Source organism: Halomicrobium sp. HArcht3-1 (assembly GCF_058933345.1).
This window is the reverse complement of the sequence record NZ_JBZYDM010000008.1, coordinates 143,458-157,910: the sequence shown is the minus strand read 5'-3', so window position 1 is coordinate 157,910 and position 14,453 is coordinate 143,458. Positions and strand designations below refer to the sequence as shown.

16 protein-coding genes are annotated in these 14,453 nt (G+C 65.0%); 10 read left to right on the top strand and 6 right to left on the bottom strand.

All coding sequences use genetic code 11. The annotated features are described in order from the left end of the window. Positions 1-110: 110 nt before the first annotated feature. From AC5FRW_RS14410 to AC5FRW_RS14390, 5 genes are all read left to right on the top strand, one after another. A complete protein-coding gene (locus AC5FRW_RS14410; protein WP_493569158.1) occupies positions 111-1,004 on the top strand; it encodes a methyl-accepting chemotaxis protein in 894 nt (297 codons plus the stop codon). Between the two features lie 136 nt (positions 1,005-1,140). Next, a complete protein-coding gene (locus tag AC5FRW_RS14405) occupies positions 1,141-2,172 on the top strand; it encodes a DNA-methyltransferase (RefSeq protein WP_493569157.1) in 1,032 nt (343 codons plus the stop codon). A gap of 315 nt (positions 2,173-2,487) precedes the next feature. Further along, entirely contained in the window at positions 2,488-3,177 is a 690-nt protein-coding gene (locus tag AC5FRW_RS14400) for a type I 3-dehydroquinate dehydratase (RefSeq protein WP_493569156.1), read from the top strand. A gap of 58 nt (positions 3,178-3,235) precedes the next feature. Beyond that, a complete protein-coding gene (locus AC5FRW_RS14395) occupies positions 3,236-3,637 on the top strand; it encodes a zinc ribbon domain-containing protein (protein ID WP_493569155.1) in 402 nt (133 codons plus the stop codon). A gap of 74 nt (positions 3,638-3,711) precedes the next feature. Next, a complete protein-coding gene (locus AC5FRW_RS14390; protein ID WP_493569154.1) occupies positions 3,712-4,107 on the top strand; it encodes a hypothetical protein in 396 nt (131 codons plus the stop codon). A gap of 42 nt (positions 4,108-4,149) precedes the next feature. On the opposite strand, the gene AC5FRW_RS14385 is transcribed toward AC5FRW_RS14390, so the two are convergent. From AC5FRW_RS14385 to trpC, 5 genes are all read right to left on the bottom strand, one after another. Beyond that, entirely contained in the window at positions 4,150-5,319 is a 1,170-nt protein-coding gene (locus AC5FRW_RS14385) for a 3-dehydroquinate synthase II (protein ID WP_493569153.1), read from the bottom strand. Between the two features lie 74 nt (positions 5,320-5,393). Continuing rightward, complete coding sequence (locus AC5FRW_RS14380; RefSeq protein WP_493569152.1) at positions 5,394-6,200, bottom strand: 2-amino-3,7-dideoxy-D-threo-hept-6-ulosonate synthase; 807 nt, start codon at positions 6,198-6,200, stop codon at positions 5,394-5,396. A 26-nt stretch (positions 6,201-6,226) separates the two neighbouring features. After that, positions 6,227-7,057 carry a tryptophan synthase subunit alpha gene (gene trpA, locus AC5FRW_RS14375; protein ID WP_493569151.1) on the bottom strand — a complete coding sequence of 277 codons (831 nt, stop codon included), beginning with the start codon at positions 7,055-7,057 and terminating at the stop codon, positions 6,227-6,229. Continuing rightward, positions 7,058-8,305, bottom strand: coding sequence for a tryptophan synthase subunit beta (trpB, locus tag AC5FRW_RS14370; RefSeq protein WP_493569150.1), 1,248 nt, complete (start codon positions 8,303-8,305; stop codon positions 7,058-7,060). Continuing rightward, the gene (gene trpC, locus AC5FRW_RS14365) at positions 8,298-9,098 is read right to left on the bottom strand and encodes an indole-3-glycerol phosphate synthase (RefSeq protein WP_493569149.1); all 801 of its coding nucleotides are present in this window, start codon (positions 9,096-9,098) and stop codon (positions 8,298-8,300) included. Before trpC ends, trpB begins: the two co-directional genes overlap by 8 nt. Positions 9,099-9,228: 130 nt before the next feature. Between trpC and AC5FRW_RS14360 the strand changes: the two genes are divergently transcribed. The 4 genes from AC5FRW_RS14360 to AC5FRW_RS14345 all read left to right on the top strand — a co-directional run bounded on the left by AC5FRW_RS14360 (position 9,229) and on the right by AC5FRW_RS14345 (position 11,887). Beyond that, positions 9,229-9,690, top strand: a complete 462-nt coding sequence (locus AC5FRW_RS14360; RefSeq protein ID WP_493569148.1) for a methylated-DNA--[protein]-cysteine S-methyltransferase — start codon at positions 9,229-9,231, stop codon at positions 9,688-9,690. A gap of 876 nt (positions 9,691-10,566) precedes the next feature. After that, positions 10,567-10,968: a hypothetical protein gene (locus AC5FRW_RS14355; protein ID WP_493569147.1), complete on the top strand. Its 402-nt coding sequence runs from the start codon at positions 10,567-10,569 to the stop codon at positions 10,966-10,968. A 101-nt stretch (positions 10,969-11,069) separates the two neighbouring features. Then, on the top strand, positions 11,070-11,372 hold the full coding sequence (locus tag AC5FRW_RS14350; protein ID WP_493569146.1) for a UPF0175 family protein: 303 nt from the start codon (positions 11,070-11,072) through the stop codon (positions 11,370-11,372). After that, a complete protein-coding gene (locus AC5FRW_RS14345; protein ID WP_493569145.1) occupies positions 11,369-11,887 on the top strand; it encodes a PIN domain-containing protein in 519 nt (172 codons plus the stop codon). Before AC5FRW_RS14350 ends, AC5FRW_RS14345 begins: the two co-directional genes overlap by 4 nt. A gap of 268 nt (positions 11,888-12,155) precedes the next feature. Here AC5FRW_RS14345 and AC5FRW_RS14340 read toward each other — a convergent pair whose 3' ends face one another. Next, a complete protein-coding gene (locus AC5FRW_RS14340; protein WP_493569144.1) occupies positions 12,156-13,322 on the bottom strand; it encodes a tubulin/FtsZ family protein in 1,167 nt (388 codons plus the stop codon). A 197-nt stretch (positions 13,323-13,519) separates the two neighbouring features. Here AC5FRW_RS14340 and AC5FRW_RS14335 point away from each other — a divergent pair, with 197 nt between their 5' ends. Beyond that, a complete protein-coding gene (locus tag AC5FRW_RS14335) occupies positions 13,520-14,338 on the top strand; it encodes an SDR family oxidoreductase (RefSeq protein ID WP_493569143.1) in 819 nt (272 codons plus the stop codon). Positions 14,339-14,453 lie beyond the last annotated feature (115 nt).

The following is a 14,453-nucleotide window of genomic DNA, read 5'->3' as shown; positions in this document are numbered from 1 at the left end:
CGCGTCTGGCGATGTGAACGCATCGCTGGTCGCTCCCTGCAGGCCCCGGCATAATCAACCATGATAACTGAGAGGGCACGCTTAATCCGGTGGCTGTTCCCGGTGTGTCTATGGACTCGGAACGAAGCACTGACGGGGGTATCGAGGTCTCTGGTGGCGGCGGTCTTGCGACGGACGAAGTCGGTGGTGCGATCGACGAACTGCTCCGTGCCTCCGAGAGCGTCTCACAGAGTTCCCAGCAGATCAGCGAACTCGCAAACGAACAGTCGGACAACATGCGCGAGGTTGCAGGCGAGGTGTCGAATCTCTCGGCGACCGTCGAAGAGGTCGCCTCCAGCGCGAGTCAGGTCAAGCAGGTCAGCGACGAGGCCCGCGAACTCGCCGCCGACGGGCGACAGGCCGCCGACGACGCCATCGGGGCGATGGAAGCCGTCGACGAGGCCAACACCGACGTATCCGAGGACGTCAAGCAACTGCGAGATCGCATCGACGAGATCGACGAGATCGTCGAGGTGATCAACGACATCGCTGACCAGACGAACATGCTGGCGCTGAACGCCTCCATCGAGGCCGCACGCGCCGGTGAGGCCGGCGAAGGGTTCGCCGTCGTCGCCAACGAGGTCAAGAGCCTCGCCGAGGAGTCCCAGCAAAACGCCGCCGAGATCGAACAGGTCGTCTCGAACATCAAAGCAGACACCGAGGAGACCGTCGAGAGCATCGAACACGCCAACGAGCAGGTCGAGGAGGGACTCACGCAGGTCGAGACCGCCGTCGACATCCTCCGGCGGATCGACGAGGCCGTCGAAGAGGCCGCGATGGGTGCCGAAGAGGTCGCCTCCGCGACGGACGAACAGGCCGCTTCCACCGAAGAGGTCGCCAGCATGGTCGACATGACCGCCGAGAGCGCCGAGGAGGTCGCCAGCGAGATCGAACAGATCGCTGCCGCCAACGAACAACAGGCCGCGAAGGTCAACGAAGTGCAGGACATGCTACAGGGCCGGTAGCTCCCCACGAATCGAAACGACCGTTCTCTGCGTCGTGTCTTTTTCGGGCGAACAGTCGCGTCGGTCGCGGATTCTCAGTGACGCCACAGATCAGAAGACCACAAGACTAGAGAGGGTCCGCCTGCAGGTCACCGCCATGGAGACGAGCCATCGCGTCGTGACGGGCGACGCCCGCGAGCTGGACGTGCCCGACGACAGCGTCGATCTGGTCGTGACTTCGCCGCCCTATCCGATGATCGAGATGTGGGACGACATCTTCGCAGCTCTCGATCCCGCGATCGGTGAGGCCCTCGCCGCCGAGGACGGCAGGCGTGCCTTCGAACTGATGCACGACGTGCTCGATGCAGTGTGGGCCGAGGTCGCACGTGTCCTCGCACCAGGTGGGATCGCCTGCATCAACGTCGGTGACGCGACCCGGTCGATCGGCGACGGTTTTCGCTCGTTCTCGAACCACGCCGAGATCACGAACCGGTTCACGGATCGGGGGCTGCGCGCGCTGCCGGACATCCTCTGGCGCAAGCCCTCGAATCGGGCGACGAAGTTCATGGGGTCGGGAATGCTTCCGCCCAACGCCTACCCGACGCTGGAACACGAGCATATCCTCGTCTTTCGCAACGGCCAGCGCCGGTCGTTCCCGCCGGGCGACGACGACCGCTACGAGAGTGCGTACTTCTGGGAGGAACGCAACGAGTGGTTCTCCGACCTCTGGACGCTTGCGGGTGAGACACAGGCCGTCGACGATGGTCTCCGCGAGCGCTCCGGGGCCTTCCCGTTCGAACTACCGTACCGACTCGTCTCGATGTTCTCGACCTACGGTGACACCGTCCTCGATCCGTTCCTCGGCACCGGGACGACGACGATGGCGGCGATGGTCGCCGGCCGCGACTCCGTGGGCTACGACCGCGACGACGACCTCCTGTCGGCGCTCGCCCAGCGCGTCGATATGGCCCCGGAGCGCTCCCGTGAGATCGCACAGCGACGGCTCGCCGACCACCGCGAGTGGGTCGAGAAACGCCAGTCCGACGGGAAGCAACCGGGCTACGAGGCCGAGCACTACGACACCCGCGTCAACACCAAACAGGAGCGCCGGATTCGCTTCTACGCCGTCGACGAGGTCACCCGGACCGACGAAGGGTACCGGGCGAGTCACGTCCCAATCGAGGAGTGACTGAGTTGGGAGTGTCTCGGTCCGGGCCAGTGACTGTGACGCGTACACCGATTGCCGTCGCTCGTTGCGCTCGTGGTTCTGCCGGGACGTAGCTGGTCGGACAGCCATGCACCTGGTGGGTGAAAGGGCGAGACCCGCTCGCGTTCGTGCAGTCGTCTGATCGGCCGCTATCCGAGCGAGCCTTGCGAGCGAGGATATGCCGGTCAGCGACCGCGAGCGGGTCGAGGGCTTTCGAGATGTTCACTTGCCCCGTTGGCCGACGACGCGAGCACTGGAGAGCGAACGTGCTTAGTAATCGACCCGAGAAGCCCAGCTATGGACTTCGACTCGTTCACGCTGCTCGCCGCGGGCGCGGACCTCGCCGCCGAACCGGACGCACGCGCCGACGCCGACGGGATGGAGCTACGGATGGACTTTGCCGACGAGCCACTGGCGATGCTCGACGCCTACGACGGCGACCTCCCGCTGCTCGTGACCAATCGCGTCGAGTGGGAAGGCGGTGAGGCCGCCGACGACGCCGCCCGACTGGACGCCCTCGAAACCGCCGTCGAGTTCGACGCCGTCACCGCGGTGGACGTGGAGCTTGCTGCCCTCGAAGGCGGGGGCGAACACGACGCTGCCCGCGTCGTCTCACACGCCCGCGACCACGGCGCGAGCGTCGTCGTCTCCACTCACGATTTCGATGCGACACCCGCCGAAGACGACATCGTCGACCGACTGGAGCGGGCCTGTGAATACGGTGACGTGGGAAAGATCGCCACCACTGCACAGGGCCGGGGCGACGTGCTCGCGCTACTCGCTGCGACCCACCGACTGACCGAGGCCGGCGAGACCGTGGCGACGATGGCGATGGGCGAGGCCGGCCGCCACTCGCGGGCCGTCGCGCCCCTCTATGGCTCGTGCATCGGCTACGCACCCGTCGACCCCGCTGACGCGACAGCGCCCGGCCAGTACGATCTGGCGACGTTGCGGACGCTCGTCGAACAGCTGGCAAGCGACGGATAAGTGGGTGCTGACGAGAACGCAAGTTTAAGGATGCTCGGTGGGGATTCTCCCGAGAAGCGTGGCAAAAACTGACGAGAAGCGGCCGTGGCTCGCCGCCGTACTGGCGTTTATTTCGCCCGGACTCGGGCACCTCTACCTGCGGGAGTGGTTCCGGGCGGTGCTGTGGTTCAGCATGCTCATGCTGGCTACGTCGTTGCTCGTCCCGCAGTCTGCGGTCCCGGCAGCGACGACCCCCGAATCGGTCTGGCAGACCTCGATGCAGATGGCGCAGGCACTCTCCTGGCAGGCCAGTATGGCCTTGCTGACGGTCGTCCTCCTGAGCGTGCTCGACGCCTACCGGATCGCGACGGAGATCAACGCCGCCGCAGCCATCGAAGACGGCGCGCAGTGTCCTTACTGCGGAAAGCCGCTGGACGACGACATCGACTTCTGTCACTGGTGTACGGCGGAACTGGAATGACTGGCTGTAGTGTTTGCCACTTACTACTCAGTTAGGCACTGTGGCTATCATCGCTGAGACCGTCTAGCTACTGTATGACAGCAACTGACGGCACGATCCCGGACCCGGACAGTTACGAGTGGTCGTTCGAGAAGCGCGGCAGCGTCGGTATTTGGTACATGGAGGGGTGGCGAGGGTTCGCCGACGAGGACCTCGACGCGGCCAGCGATCACTATCGAGAACGGGGCACGCGCGCGGATATCGACGCGACGCTCGCGGTCTTTGGCGATGATACGACCCTCGCCCGCGAGACACAGGAGTACATGGGTGAGGTGTGGTCCGAGAACGGCGAATACACCGGTGCAGACCGGATCGGGTTCGTCTCCGGTGGGACGACCGCGATGGCGGTGAAAGCACAGGTCGAGGTCCCCGGTGCCGAAGTCGAGAGCTTCGACGCGCTGGACGCGGCAGTCGACTGGGCACAGCACTGACGCCCCGAGACTGCGTGTTCGTCGGATGGTCCGACCAAACGACTACTTCTCGATGATCGACTCTTCGACGGCCTCGCCGAAGTGTCGAGCCGTGTCCTCGGTGTACAGCAGCAGTTCGTCGCCGGGTTCCACGTCGGTGATGGCGGTCCGGCCGTCCTTGGTTCGCATCTTGATCGTCTCTGCGTTCTGGATCAGCGTCTCGATGCGGTCGCCGTCGTCGGTCTCGGCCTGGACGCGGAACATCGGGCGTTTCTCGATCTTGGCGCGGCCGACGATGGCTTCGCGGGTGTTGCCGTCGGTGTCGACGATCTGGACCTCGTCGCCGCTCTGGAGTTCAGAGAGGTATTTGGTGCCGCCGTCGGGCGTACGGACGTAGGCGTGGACCGCGCCGGCGTTGACCCGGAAGGGGCGTGAGGCGACGTAGGGGGACTCTGCGGTCTCGGCGTGGACGAAAAAGAGGCCACGGGACATCGAGCCGACGAGCATCCCCTCGTCGTGTTCCATCAGCGACCCCGTATCGATGCAGACGCGGTCGGCGGAGCCGGTCTGTTCGATGTCGGTCACTTCGGCCCACGAGAGATTTAGCTGTTCGCGGCCGGCCTCGTCGCGGACTTCGACGGTGCGGCGAATCTCGTCGTGGTCGTCGGTGTCGAGCAGGACGCCCTGCGCGCCGATCTCGAGTGTCTCGTAGGCAGTCTTGGCGTCTTCCGCCGTCTGGACGCCAGTGATGAGGTTCGTCTCGTCGCCGACGCGGGCGATGAGATTCTCCAGCGGGATGATCTGCCAGTCGTCGCCGATGACGATGGTGTGCTCGGCTTCTTCGGCGACGGATTCGGCGAAGCCCTCGTAGTCCTTGCTGCGGATGCGGATGTACCCGCCGCTGGGGGCGTCCTCGCCGTCCTGACGGAGCGCAGAGAGATCGGCAGAGCCAGAGAGATCAGAGGGGAGATCCACGGTGCCATCGCCTTCGCCTTCCTTGCCGACGATGCGGGCGTCAGGTTCGGCGTCCTCGGTTTCTGCGTCCATCACGTGCACGTCGCCGCCGGTGAACGCGGCGACGTTTACTTCGCCGAGTTCGCGGACGCGGCCCACGTCCTGTTGGTCGACGAGTACCCAGTCGACGCCGGCTTCGAGACCGGCGGTGATGCGGCGCTTCCGTGCGTCCCAGTCGCCGACCTCGCTGTCGGCTTTGAGCCAGACGCTTCGTGTCATATCCCACCACTCGAATCGGTCCCGCTTGAACGTGGCGGATGCGGTTGCCGACGGGCAAAAAGAGGAGAACCGGGTCAGGCTTCGACGGCCAGTCCGGCCGCGCGCAGTGCGTCGACGGCCTCGCTGTCGTCGTGGACGACGCGAGCGATCGCGTTGGCGATCTTCTCCGGTTCGTCGTGCTGGAAGATCGACCGGCCCATCGAGACGCCTGCCGCGCCGCCGTCCATCGCGCCCCGGACCATCTCCAGGGTCTCCTCGTCAGTGCCCTTCGACCCGCCGGCGATGACGACCGGCAACGCTGTCGACTCGACGGTGCGCTCGAAGGTCTCCGGGGTGCCGCTGTAGGCTGTCTTGACCACGTCTGCGCCCAGTTCCTCCGCCAGTCGGACGGCGTGGCCCAGATCTTCGGCGAACAGTTCCGGGTCCTCGTCGCGCACGTCGTGGCCGCGGGCGTAGGCCATCGCCAGCACCGGGAGACCGTACTCGGCGGCCTTGCTGGTCACGTTCGAGAGCTGCGTGATCTGGTCGGGTTCGTGCTCGCTGCCGACGTTGATGTGGAACGAGACGGCGTCGGCCCCGGCCCGGATCGCGTCCTCGACGGTGCCAGTCATGCGCTTGTCGCTCTCGTCGGGGCCGATCGTCGTCGAGCCGTTGAGGTGGGTGATGTAGCCCGCGTCGTTCTTGTTCGGATGGACCCGATCGGCCACGCCGCGCTGGGTCAGGACGGCGTCCGCGCCGCCCGTCGTGACGGCGTCGATGGTCGATTCGATGTCGACGAGACCGTCGACGGCCCCGAGTGTGATGCCGTGGTCCATGGGGACGATGACGTATCGCCCCCCTGTCCCGATCCGTGTGAGTCGATCTGCTTTCCCTGCGCTCATGTTATGCGAACGTGTGGCAAGTACGATTATGTTCCTTCCGGTTGCGGCCGGTTCTGTGCACCCCGAAGCGCCCCCTGCTTGAGTTCGCGGGCCTTGGCTTCGAGTTTCTCGGCGGTCTCCTCGACAGGATCGCCCGCTTCGTGACCCTCGGCGACGATGTCGACGAGCGCCGAACCGACGATGATGCCGTCCGCGCCGCCGCCGACGATCCGCTCGGCGTGGTCGCCGGTCTTGATCCCGAAGCCGACGGCCTTTGGTACGTCCCAGTCGGCGATGCGGGCGAGGCTCTCCTCGGTGGCGTCGTCCACGTCGTCGCGTGCGCCCGTCACGCCGAGGCGCGCCTGCACGTAGACGTAGCCCGAGGTCTGGTCCATCATCGACCGGAGCCGCTCGCCCGTGGTCGTCGGCGCGACGATGAAGATCAGGTCCAGCCCGTACTCGTCACAGGCCGCCCGGAGCGGGCCGGCCTCCTCGGCGGGCAGGTCGGGCACGACGAACCCCTCGATGCCCACGTCGGCAGCTTTGGCGACGAAGGGGTCCGGTCCTTCGTCCTCGCCGTATTGGTAAATGAGGTTGTAGTAGGTCATGCACACGAGAGGCACGTCCACGTCCACGTCCTCGACGAACTCGAAGAACCGGTCCGGTGTCATGCCTGCTTCCAGCGAACGGACGACTGCCTCCTGAATCGTCGGCCCCTCGGCGATCGGTTCCGAGAAGGGCAGGCCGAGTTCGATCACGTCGGCACCGCCGCGAGCCAGCGCTTCGACGTACTCGATGGAAGCCTCGTAGTCGGGGTCGCCAGCCGCGAGGTAGGGGACGAAGGCGGGTTCGTCGGCGAAGGCGCGTTCCAGTCCCATCTAGATCCCGCCCCCCATCTCGCGGAAGATGGACATGTCTGGTGCGATGTCGAGGTCCCGTGTCTGGGTCTCCTCGATGACGGTTTCGAGGTCCTTGTCACCTCGCCCCGAGACGTTGACGATCACGGTGTCGCCCAGTTCGTCGTGGTGCTCTTCGAGGTAGCCGAAGGCGTGGGCAGTCTCCAGCGCCGGGATGATACCTTCGTCCTGCGAGAGGCGGTGGAACGCTTCCAGTGCAATGTCGTCGTCGACGTTGACCGGCGTCACCCGTCCCTCGTCGACGAGATGGGCCAGTTCCGGCCCGACGCCAGCGTAGTCCAGTCCCGCCGACACCGAGTGAGACTCCATGATCTGGCCGTCGGTGTCCTGCAGGAGCTTCGTGCGTGCGCCGTGGAGGACCCCCTCGTCACCGGTCGACAACGACGCGGAGTTCGGTGCGACGCCCTTCTCTTCGTCGACGGACAGCGAGGAGCCGCCGGCCTCGACGGCGTACAGGCCCACGTCCTCGTCGCCGACGAAGTGGTGGAACGTCCCCATCGTGTTCGACCCGCCGCCGGCACAGGCCAGCACGGCGTCTGGGAGGTCGCCGGTCTTGTCCTGAATCTGCTCGCGGGCTTCCTCGCTGATGACGGCCTGGAAATCCCGGACCATCGCCGGGAACGGGGCAGGGCCGACGACCGATCCGATGACGTAGTGGGTCGTCTCGACGGTGGTCGCCCAGTCGCGCATCGTCTCGCTGATCGCCTCTTTCAGGGTCCCACGGCCCGTGGTCACCGGATTGACCTCGGCGTCGTTGATCCGCATGCGGAAGACGTTGGGGCGCTGGCGTGCGATGTCGGTCTTGCCCATGTAGATCTCACAGGGCATGTCGAGGTGGGCCGCGGCCATCGCCGTCGCGGTGCCGTGTTGCCCGGCCCCGGTCTCGGCGATGATCCGTTCTTTGCCCATGTACTTCGCCAGCAGGACCTGTCCGAGTGCGTTGTTGAGCTTGTGTGCGCCCCCATGCAGCAGGTCCTCGCGCTTGAGATACACCTCGGTATCGTACCGCTCGGAAAGCTGATCGGCTCGCTGGAGGGGCAGCGGTCGCCCGCCGAAGTCCGCGAGACGCTCGCGGAACTCGTCCATGAAGCCGTCTTCGTTCTCTAAGACGTACCGCTCGTAGGCGTCTGTCAGCTCTTCGATTGCCGGCATGAGCGCCTCGGGTACGAACTGTCCACCGTAGTCGCCGAACTTGGATTCGCTACTCATCTGTCGTAGTTAGTCGCCGCGTGTTGGCTGTCACGTCCGCCGTCTCGCCGGCGGCGCTCGATTCGTGGTCCATGATCGCCGAGCCGACGAGCAGACCGTCGGCCCCCGCCGCTCGCATCCGCTGGACGTCCTCGGGGGAGGCTATGCCGCTTTCGGCAATGAGGGTGACGCTGTCGGGAGCCTCGGCGGCCACTCGTTCGAAGGTGCCCAGATCGACTTCCAGTTTCCCCAGATCACGGTTGTTGACGCCGATGATCTCGGCACCGGCGTCGAGTGCTCGCTGTAGTTCCTCTGCGGTGTGGGTCTCGACGAGTACCTGAAAGCCGCGGTCGCGTGCCGCTTCGAGCAGGTCGTCGAGGTCGTCCGTGCCGGGTTCGTCGAGGAAGCGCACGATCAGCAGGATCAGGTCCGCTTCGACGACATCGAGCTGCTCCTCGTGCAAGATGAAGTCCTTGCGGAGGACGGGTACGTCCACGGCCGAACGGACCGCTCGGAGTGTCTCGGCCGACCCGCCGAAGTGCTCCGGTTCGGTCAGGACCGAGATCGCCGCTGCCCCACCGTCGACCATTCCCTTCGCGAGCGCGGCCGGGTCGTCCGTGCGCTCGCCCTCGGTCGTCGGACTCGTCGGCTTTACTTCTGCGATCGTCGGGACGCGACCGTCCCGCTCGGCCTCCTCGAAGGCCACCGTCAACGACCGGGCGTCCACGTCGACCCGTCCATCGGCTCCACCGCGCTCGCGGGCCGCCGAGAGGATCGACTGGACTGCCGGTGCTATCTCATCACTATCGCCCATTAGTGTACACTAACGGACAGAGTTGCACATAAGACTTGTCCTTGGTGACTGCCCCGTCGCTCCTCGTCTCGATTGCGAACGGCGAGCTATCGAGCCGAATCTTCAAGACGGGAGCGGTCCTTGGCCGGGTATGAGCACTGCAGACGCGGGCATCTACGCGCGGGAGTTTCCGCTTCTCGACCGCTACGTGCAGTTCGGCGCAGCGGGTGAGAAGGTCATCCAGCTATCTTTTCCGAGCATGCCTGACGACGACGCCCAGTCGACCCACGACCTGCTGGACCGCATCGAGCGATATCTCGACAACGAGACCGACGAGTTCAGCGATATTGAGGTCGGACTGACTGTTCCGACTGACCACCGGCGCGTCCTCGAAGCGGTCCGCGAGATTCCCTATGGCGAGCAGGGGACAGTCGCACAGGTCGCGCGGATGGCGGGTCTCGACCCAGACGACGAGGACAGCCAGCGCACGGTCAGGGAGGCACTCGCCGAGAACCCCGTCCCGCTGGTGATCCCAGACCACCGCGTCCGTGACGGTCCCAGTAGCGCACCGCCGGACATAGAGCAGACGCTTCGCAGCATCGAAGGGTTGTAACGTCCTCTCCACGCGTTTCGAATACCGTCGTGGTGGGTTTCCGAGGCTCGAACGTCTTATCCGATTCATCGTGAGAAGTCGTGTTCGCGAGTAAGCGTGCCTTAGCATCGCAGTAACTCTGAACTATAACCGAGTTTATATAGGGAGAATCAAGTACTCCTAAATGTACAGCACGTAAACCATGTCTGGTGGACCCAACGGAACGACACGCCGTGACATTCTTCGACGGGCATCCGATCACGAACTCCTCAGATTGCGACGAGTAGCCGATCACAACCCTCTGGGAGACGGTGACGACGACGGCGACTTTGCTGTAGTCGCCACGACCGATCAGTCAGGCTTCGTCCCGACTGGACGCACAGATAGTCGTGCACCGACCCTCGTGATCGATGGGTCGTCAGATCCTGCCTCACCGCTTGCCGTTTCGATCGAGCGTCCCACTGCTTCTATCGAGCGGGCAGTACGCTCTCCAGCCGAGATGGGTCTGTTCGCCCTCTCTGGCTGGATCGTACGCTCTCTCCTCGACCGTTTGCTCGCATCGATCCAGCACGAGAACGGACAGGGAATCGCGGGCCGCTTTTCACTGTTCAGCATTCTGTGCATGGTTGTCGCGATCTGGAGAGTTCCACTATCCTTCCTTCGCCCCCTCGAATCTGCGACTCGGTTTCGCGAACCCCGTTCGGACCGCTATGGTGTTTGTTCTGAGACTGCTGTGGGCTTCGTTCCCGTCCGATATGAGGGAGTTCCCACTAGCCGTCCGTAATATCGAGTGTTCGGCTTGAGGTCGAACGCCGCCGCTCGATGGCCCGGTGTCGAGAACCGGTACGCAAGGACTCTCAGCGGACTCGCCGTCCCACCGCAGTCTGACCAACACCATTGCCGATACCGAACGAACACAACCCGGACGATGCTTCTCAGCCCGGTGAGCGATCACCACCCGACGATTCCGGTGGTGACGCTCCAGAGAAGCGAACGCGCCACGCGGATTTCGGCCCGCCTCTCGGGACACGCGATCGAGGCACCGATGGTACCGTCGACGAGACGGATCGTGACACCCCGTCGGATCGGAGCCAGTCAGCATCTGGCTCACGAACGCACCAGCCCACTCGAAACACCTCGCTCTTCTGGTTCGTTCTGGTTACGGACTTCGTCGTTCTCACGACGCTCGTCGACGGTTGGTTGTACCGGCGAAACCTCCATCTCGTGCAGCAGTGGATCGAACGACACTCCGAGAAGATCAGGATTGCACTCACGCTGCTCGTTCTCCTCTTTGCATGAGTGGCCCACGGCGGGTGATTTCGATCGTGTGTGGCCGAAGCTGTCGCGCCATCGGTGTGCAGTCCACACGTTTATGTAATACGACGTAGTTGGACGCAAACATGCCGACGATCAGTGCGCGCCTCTCCGCCGAAGAGCAAGCGGAACTGGATGCCGTCGCGGAGTTACTCGCAGAGGACCGTTCGGGGACGATTCGGAAGGCGCTCGACGAGGGTCTAGAGACCCTTCGGGTCAGAGTCGCCGTCGAGCGCTACCAGTCGGGTGACGTTTCGGCCGTCGAGGCCGCACAGCTAGCGGATCTGTCCATCGCCGAGTGGCTCGACGTGGCTCGCGAGCGAAACCTCACGACACAGCTCGAACTGTCCGATCTGGAACTCGACGCCGACACCGCCGTGGAGCTATGACCCGTATCTACGTCGGTCCCACGTCGGTGTACAGCCTCGGACAGGTGGGTGAACTCTCCCTGTTGAGTGCCTTCGACGGCGACGTGGTGCTACCAGAACCGGTCGTCGAGGAGTCGACGGTCGAACCGACCGCGACCAACCTCGACGACCTGCTCGACGGTGAGGACGTGGCCGTCACGACTGATCACTCCGACGAGGTCACGCGTGCACAGTCACTGCTCGGTGAGAAAGACGTCGGCTCGGCCGTTGCGGTCCTCGCTGGCGTCCTCGCCCACCGCGATCAGGACGACCGCTCGGCGGTAGCCGTCGTCTCCGAGGACCGCACAGTCCGCCGGATGGCCCGCGGTCTCGGTGCCGAAGTGACCAGTAGCTTCGGCGTCGTCGTCCGGGCAGCGCTCGAAGACAAGTATCTCAGCCAGCGCCAAGCGAAGCGGATCGTCCGCCGGATCGACCAGCACGGGCTGCACTTGACCGGCGAACTTCGTGAGCGTGCGGTCGGCGAGATCGCCGAGTGAGGACCGCTCGACGCCGAGCAGTCGCGAGGCGAGAGCGGCTTTTTTCGTCCAGATTTTTTCGCGAGTGGTGCGGAACCGGTTCCGTGCCGTGAGCGGCGCGAACGGCCGGGAACCGGGAGCGCACCCGACGGGAAAAAAGGTGGAATCTGGATCGTCCGCCGGATCGACCAGCACGGGCTGCACTTGACCGGCGAACTTCGGGAGCGTGCGGTCGGTGAGATCGCCGAATAAGAGAACTGCACTATCGGAGGGCCGAGCGGTCGCGTTTTCAGTACAGCGGTGACAGTTCGTCGGCGTCCTCGTGGACGAGCTGCTGGAGGTGATCGTCGTGGTCGTCAGTCCGTTCGTCGATGCTGTGCTTGGCTTCGACCGCGACCTGCTGGAGCTGTTTGACTCGTGGCACCTGATGGACGCCAGAGAGGAGGACGACGCTGGCGACGTGACCGGCGTCGGGCAGTGGGTAGTCACCGCCCCGGACCGCCATGCTCCCGGTTTCCGACTCCAGCCACTTCCGGCCACGCTCGATTCCCTTGCGGTTGAGATGCTCGGGCGGTCCACTGAGGACGAGCAGTGAGCGTTCCGCTCCCTCTACGTCACAGGGCAGTGTGAGCCGGCCGAGCGTGGCCTTGCGGACCAGACTCGTCACACGGTTGGTGGTGTCGACCGCGGTCGGTTCCTCGTCGTCGCCGAACACCGAGAGCCGTGTCCCCGAGTCCGTCTCGACGGCTTCGCGTGCGTAGCCGACGGTCGAGACGCCCCCGCCTTGCAGCGTGTTGATGATCTCCGAGGAGTCGACGACGCTCTCGGCGACCGCCGCCCCCCTGTTGACCTCGCCCGCGCCAAAGAGGACGCCGAACCGTCTGGCGATCTCCTCGTTGATCTGCTCGAAGCCCCCGCGCATCGACTCGCCGGTCTGTCGCCACGCGTCGTTGTCGAACACGAGGAGATTGTCGGTCTCGCGGACGAACGTCTGGAACGAGCGGGCCGCGTTCAGCGTGTAGATGCCACCCTCGTCCTGTGCCGGGAGGATGCCAAGCCCGAAGACTGGCTCCGTGTAGATGGTCTTCAGGTGTTCGGCAAGTACCGGTGCGCCGCCGCTGCCGGTGCCCCCGCCCAGTCCGGCGACGATCAGGAACGCGTCGACCTCGTGGACCGGAACCGAGTCGATGGCGGCCTGTACCTGATCGATGTCGGCCGCTGCGATCTCCGCGCCGAGTTCGTTGTCCGCGCCGACGCCGTGGCCTTTCACCCGCGATTGGCCGATCAGGACCCGATTGTCCTCGGGAACGTGTTCCAGCCCCGCCAGATCGGCCGTCGCCGTGTTGACCGCGATGGGCGACGCGAAGATGTCGAGTCCTGTTCGCTGTTCGTAGTCGACGAACGCGTCGACGACTTTACCGCCTGCCTGTCCGAAGCCGATGAGTGCCAGTTTCATTGGTAGTTCCCCGGGGACCGCCCACCGTCACGCCGTCCGTGCAGCGGTTCCCTCGCCGCCGCGGGCCCCGTGCCAGGTCGTCCTGACACTGCCAGTTGGTATTGTTAAACACCGGCTTACCCACAGCGTAGTTACCACTCGCTGACCAGCGCGGTCGGGACGGGAGCATTAACTGTCCGCGGGCAGACCCCTTCGGTATGACGAAGACGGTGTTGATAACGGGTGCCTCCTCGGGGATCGGACGTGCGACGGCCGAGGCCTTCCTCGAAGACGAGTGGCAGGTCTGGGCGACGGCCCGCGACGAGGCAGATCTGGATGGACTGGCCGATGCTGGCTGCAAGACAGCCGAACTCGACGTGACCAACGCCCGCGAGTGCGAGCGCGTCGTCGACACCGTCGTCGGCGCGGCGGGCCACATCGACTGTCTCGTGAACAACGCTGGCTACGGCCAGTACGGGCCCCTAGAGGACGTGACGACGGCCCAACTCCACGAGCAGTTCGACGTGAACGTCTACGGTCCGCATCGGCTCACGCGCGAGGTCCTGCCCCACATGCGCGACCGTGAGGACGGGACGATCGTCAACGTCTCCAGCATCATCGGCCGCGTCGCGCCAGTCGGGTCGGGCGCGTACGCGGGATCGAAGTTCGCACTGGAGGGGATGAGCGACGCGCTCCGGGCCGAAGTCGCCGACTTCGGCGTCGATGTCGTGCTCGTCGAACCCGGGCCGGTCGAGACGAACTTCGTCGACCGCGCCGGAGAGGAGATGCACAGCGGCGACCACTCCGCTGCCTACGACTGGCTCTACGACCTCTACGAGGACACGGCGCTGGTCACCGAGAACGCGGTTTCGATCCACCCCGACGAGGTCGCCTATACGATCCGGGACGCCGCCGTCGCCTCCGCGCCGCGGCCGCGCTATCCCGTCGGCCAGTTCGCCCGTTTCGGGGTGCTGGCCCGACACCTCCCCGGTCGCTGGCACGATCTGGCTATCGGCGTGTTGCGGAAGTTCGTCTGAGACGGCCGGTTGTAGTTGCGTACCGGTGAGCGTCTACCCCATGGCGACGCTCTCCGGTACATCGCTCCAACCGTCCGTCTGATCGGGTATCGCCCGCGCACACGACTGTCGTTTT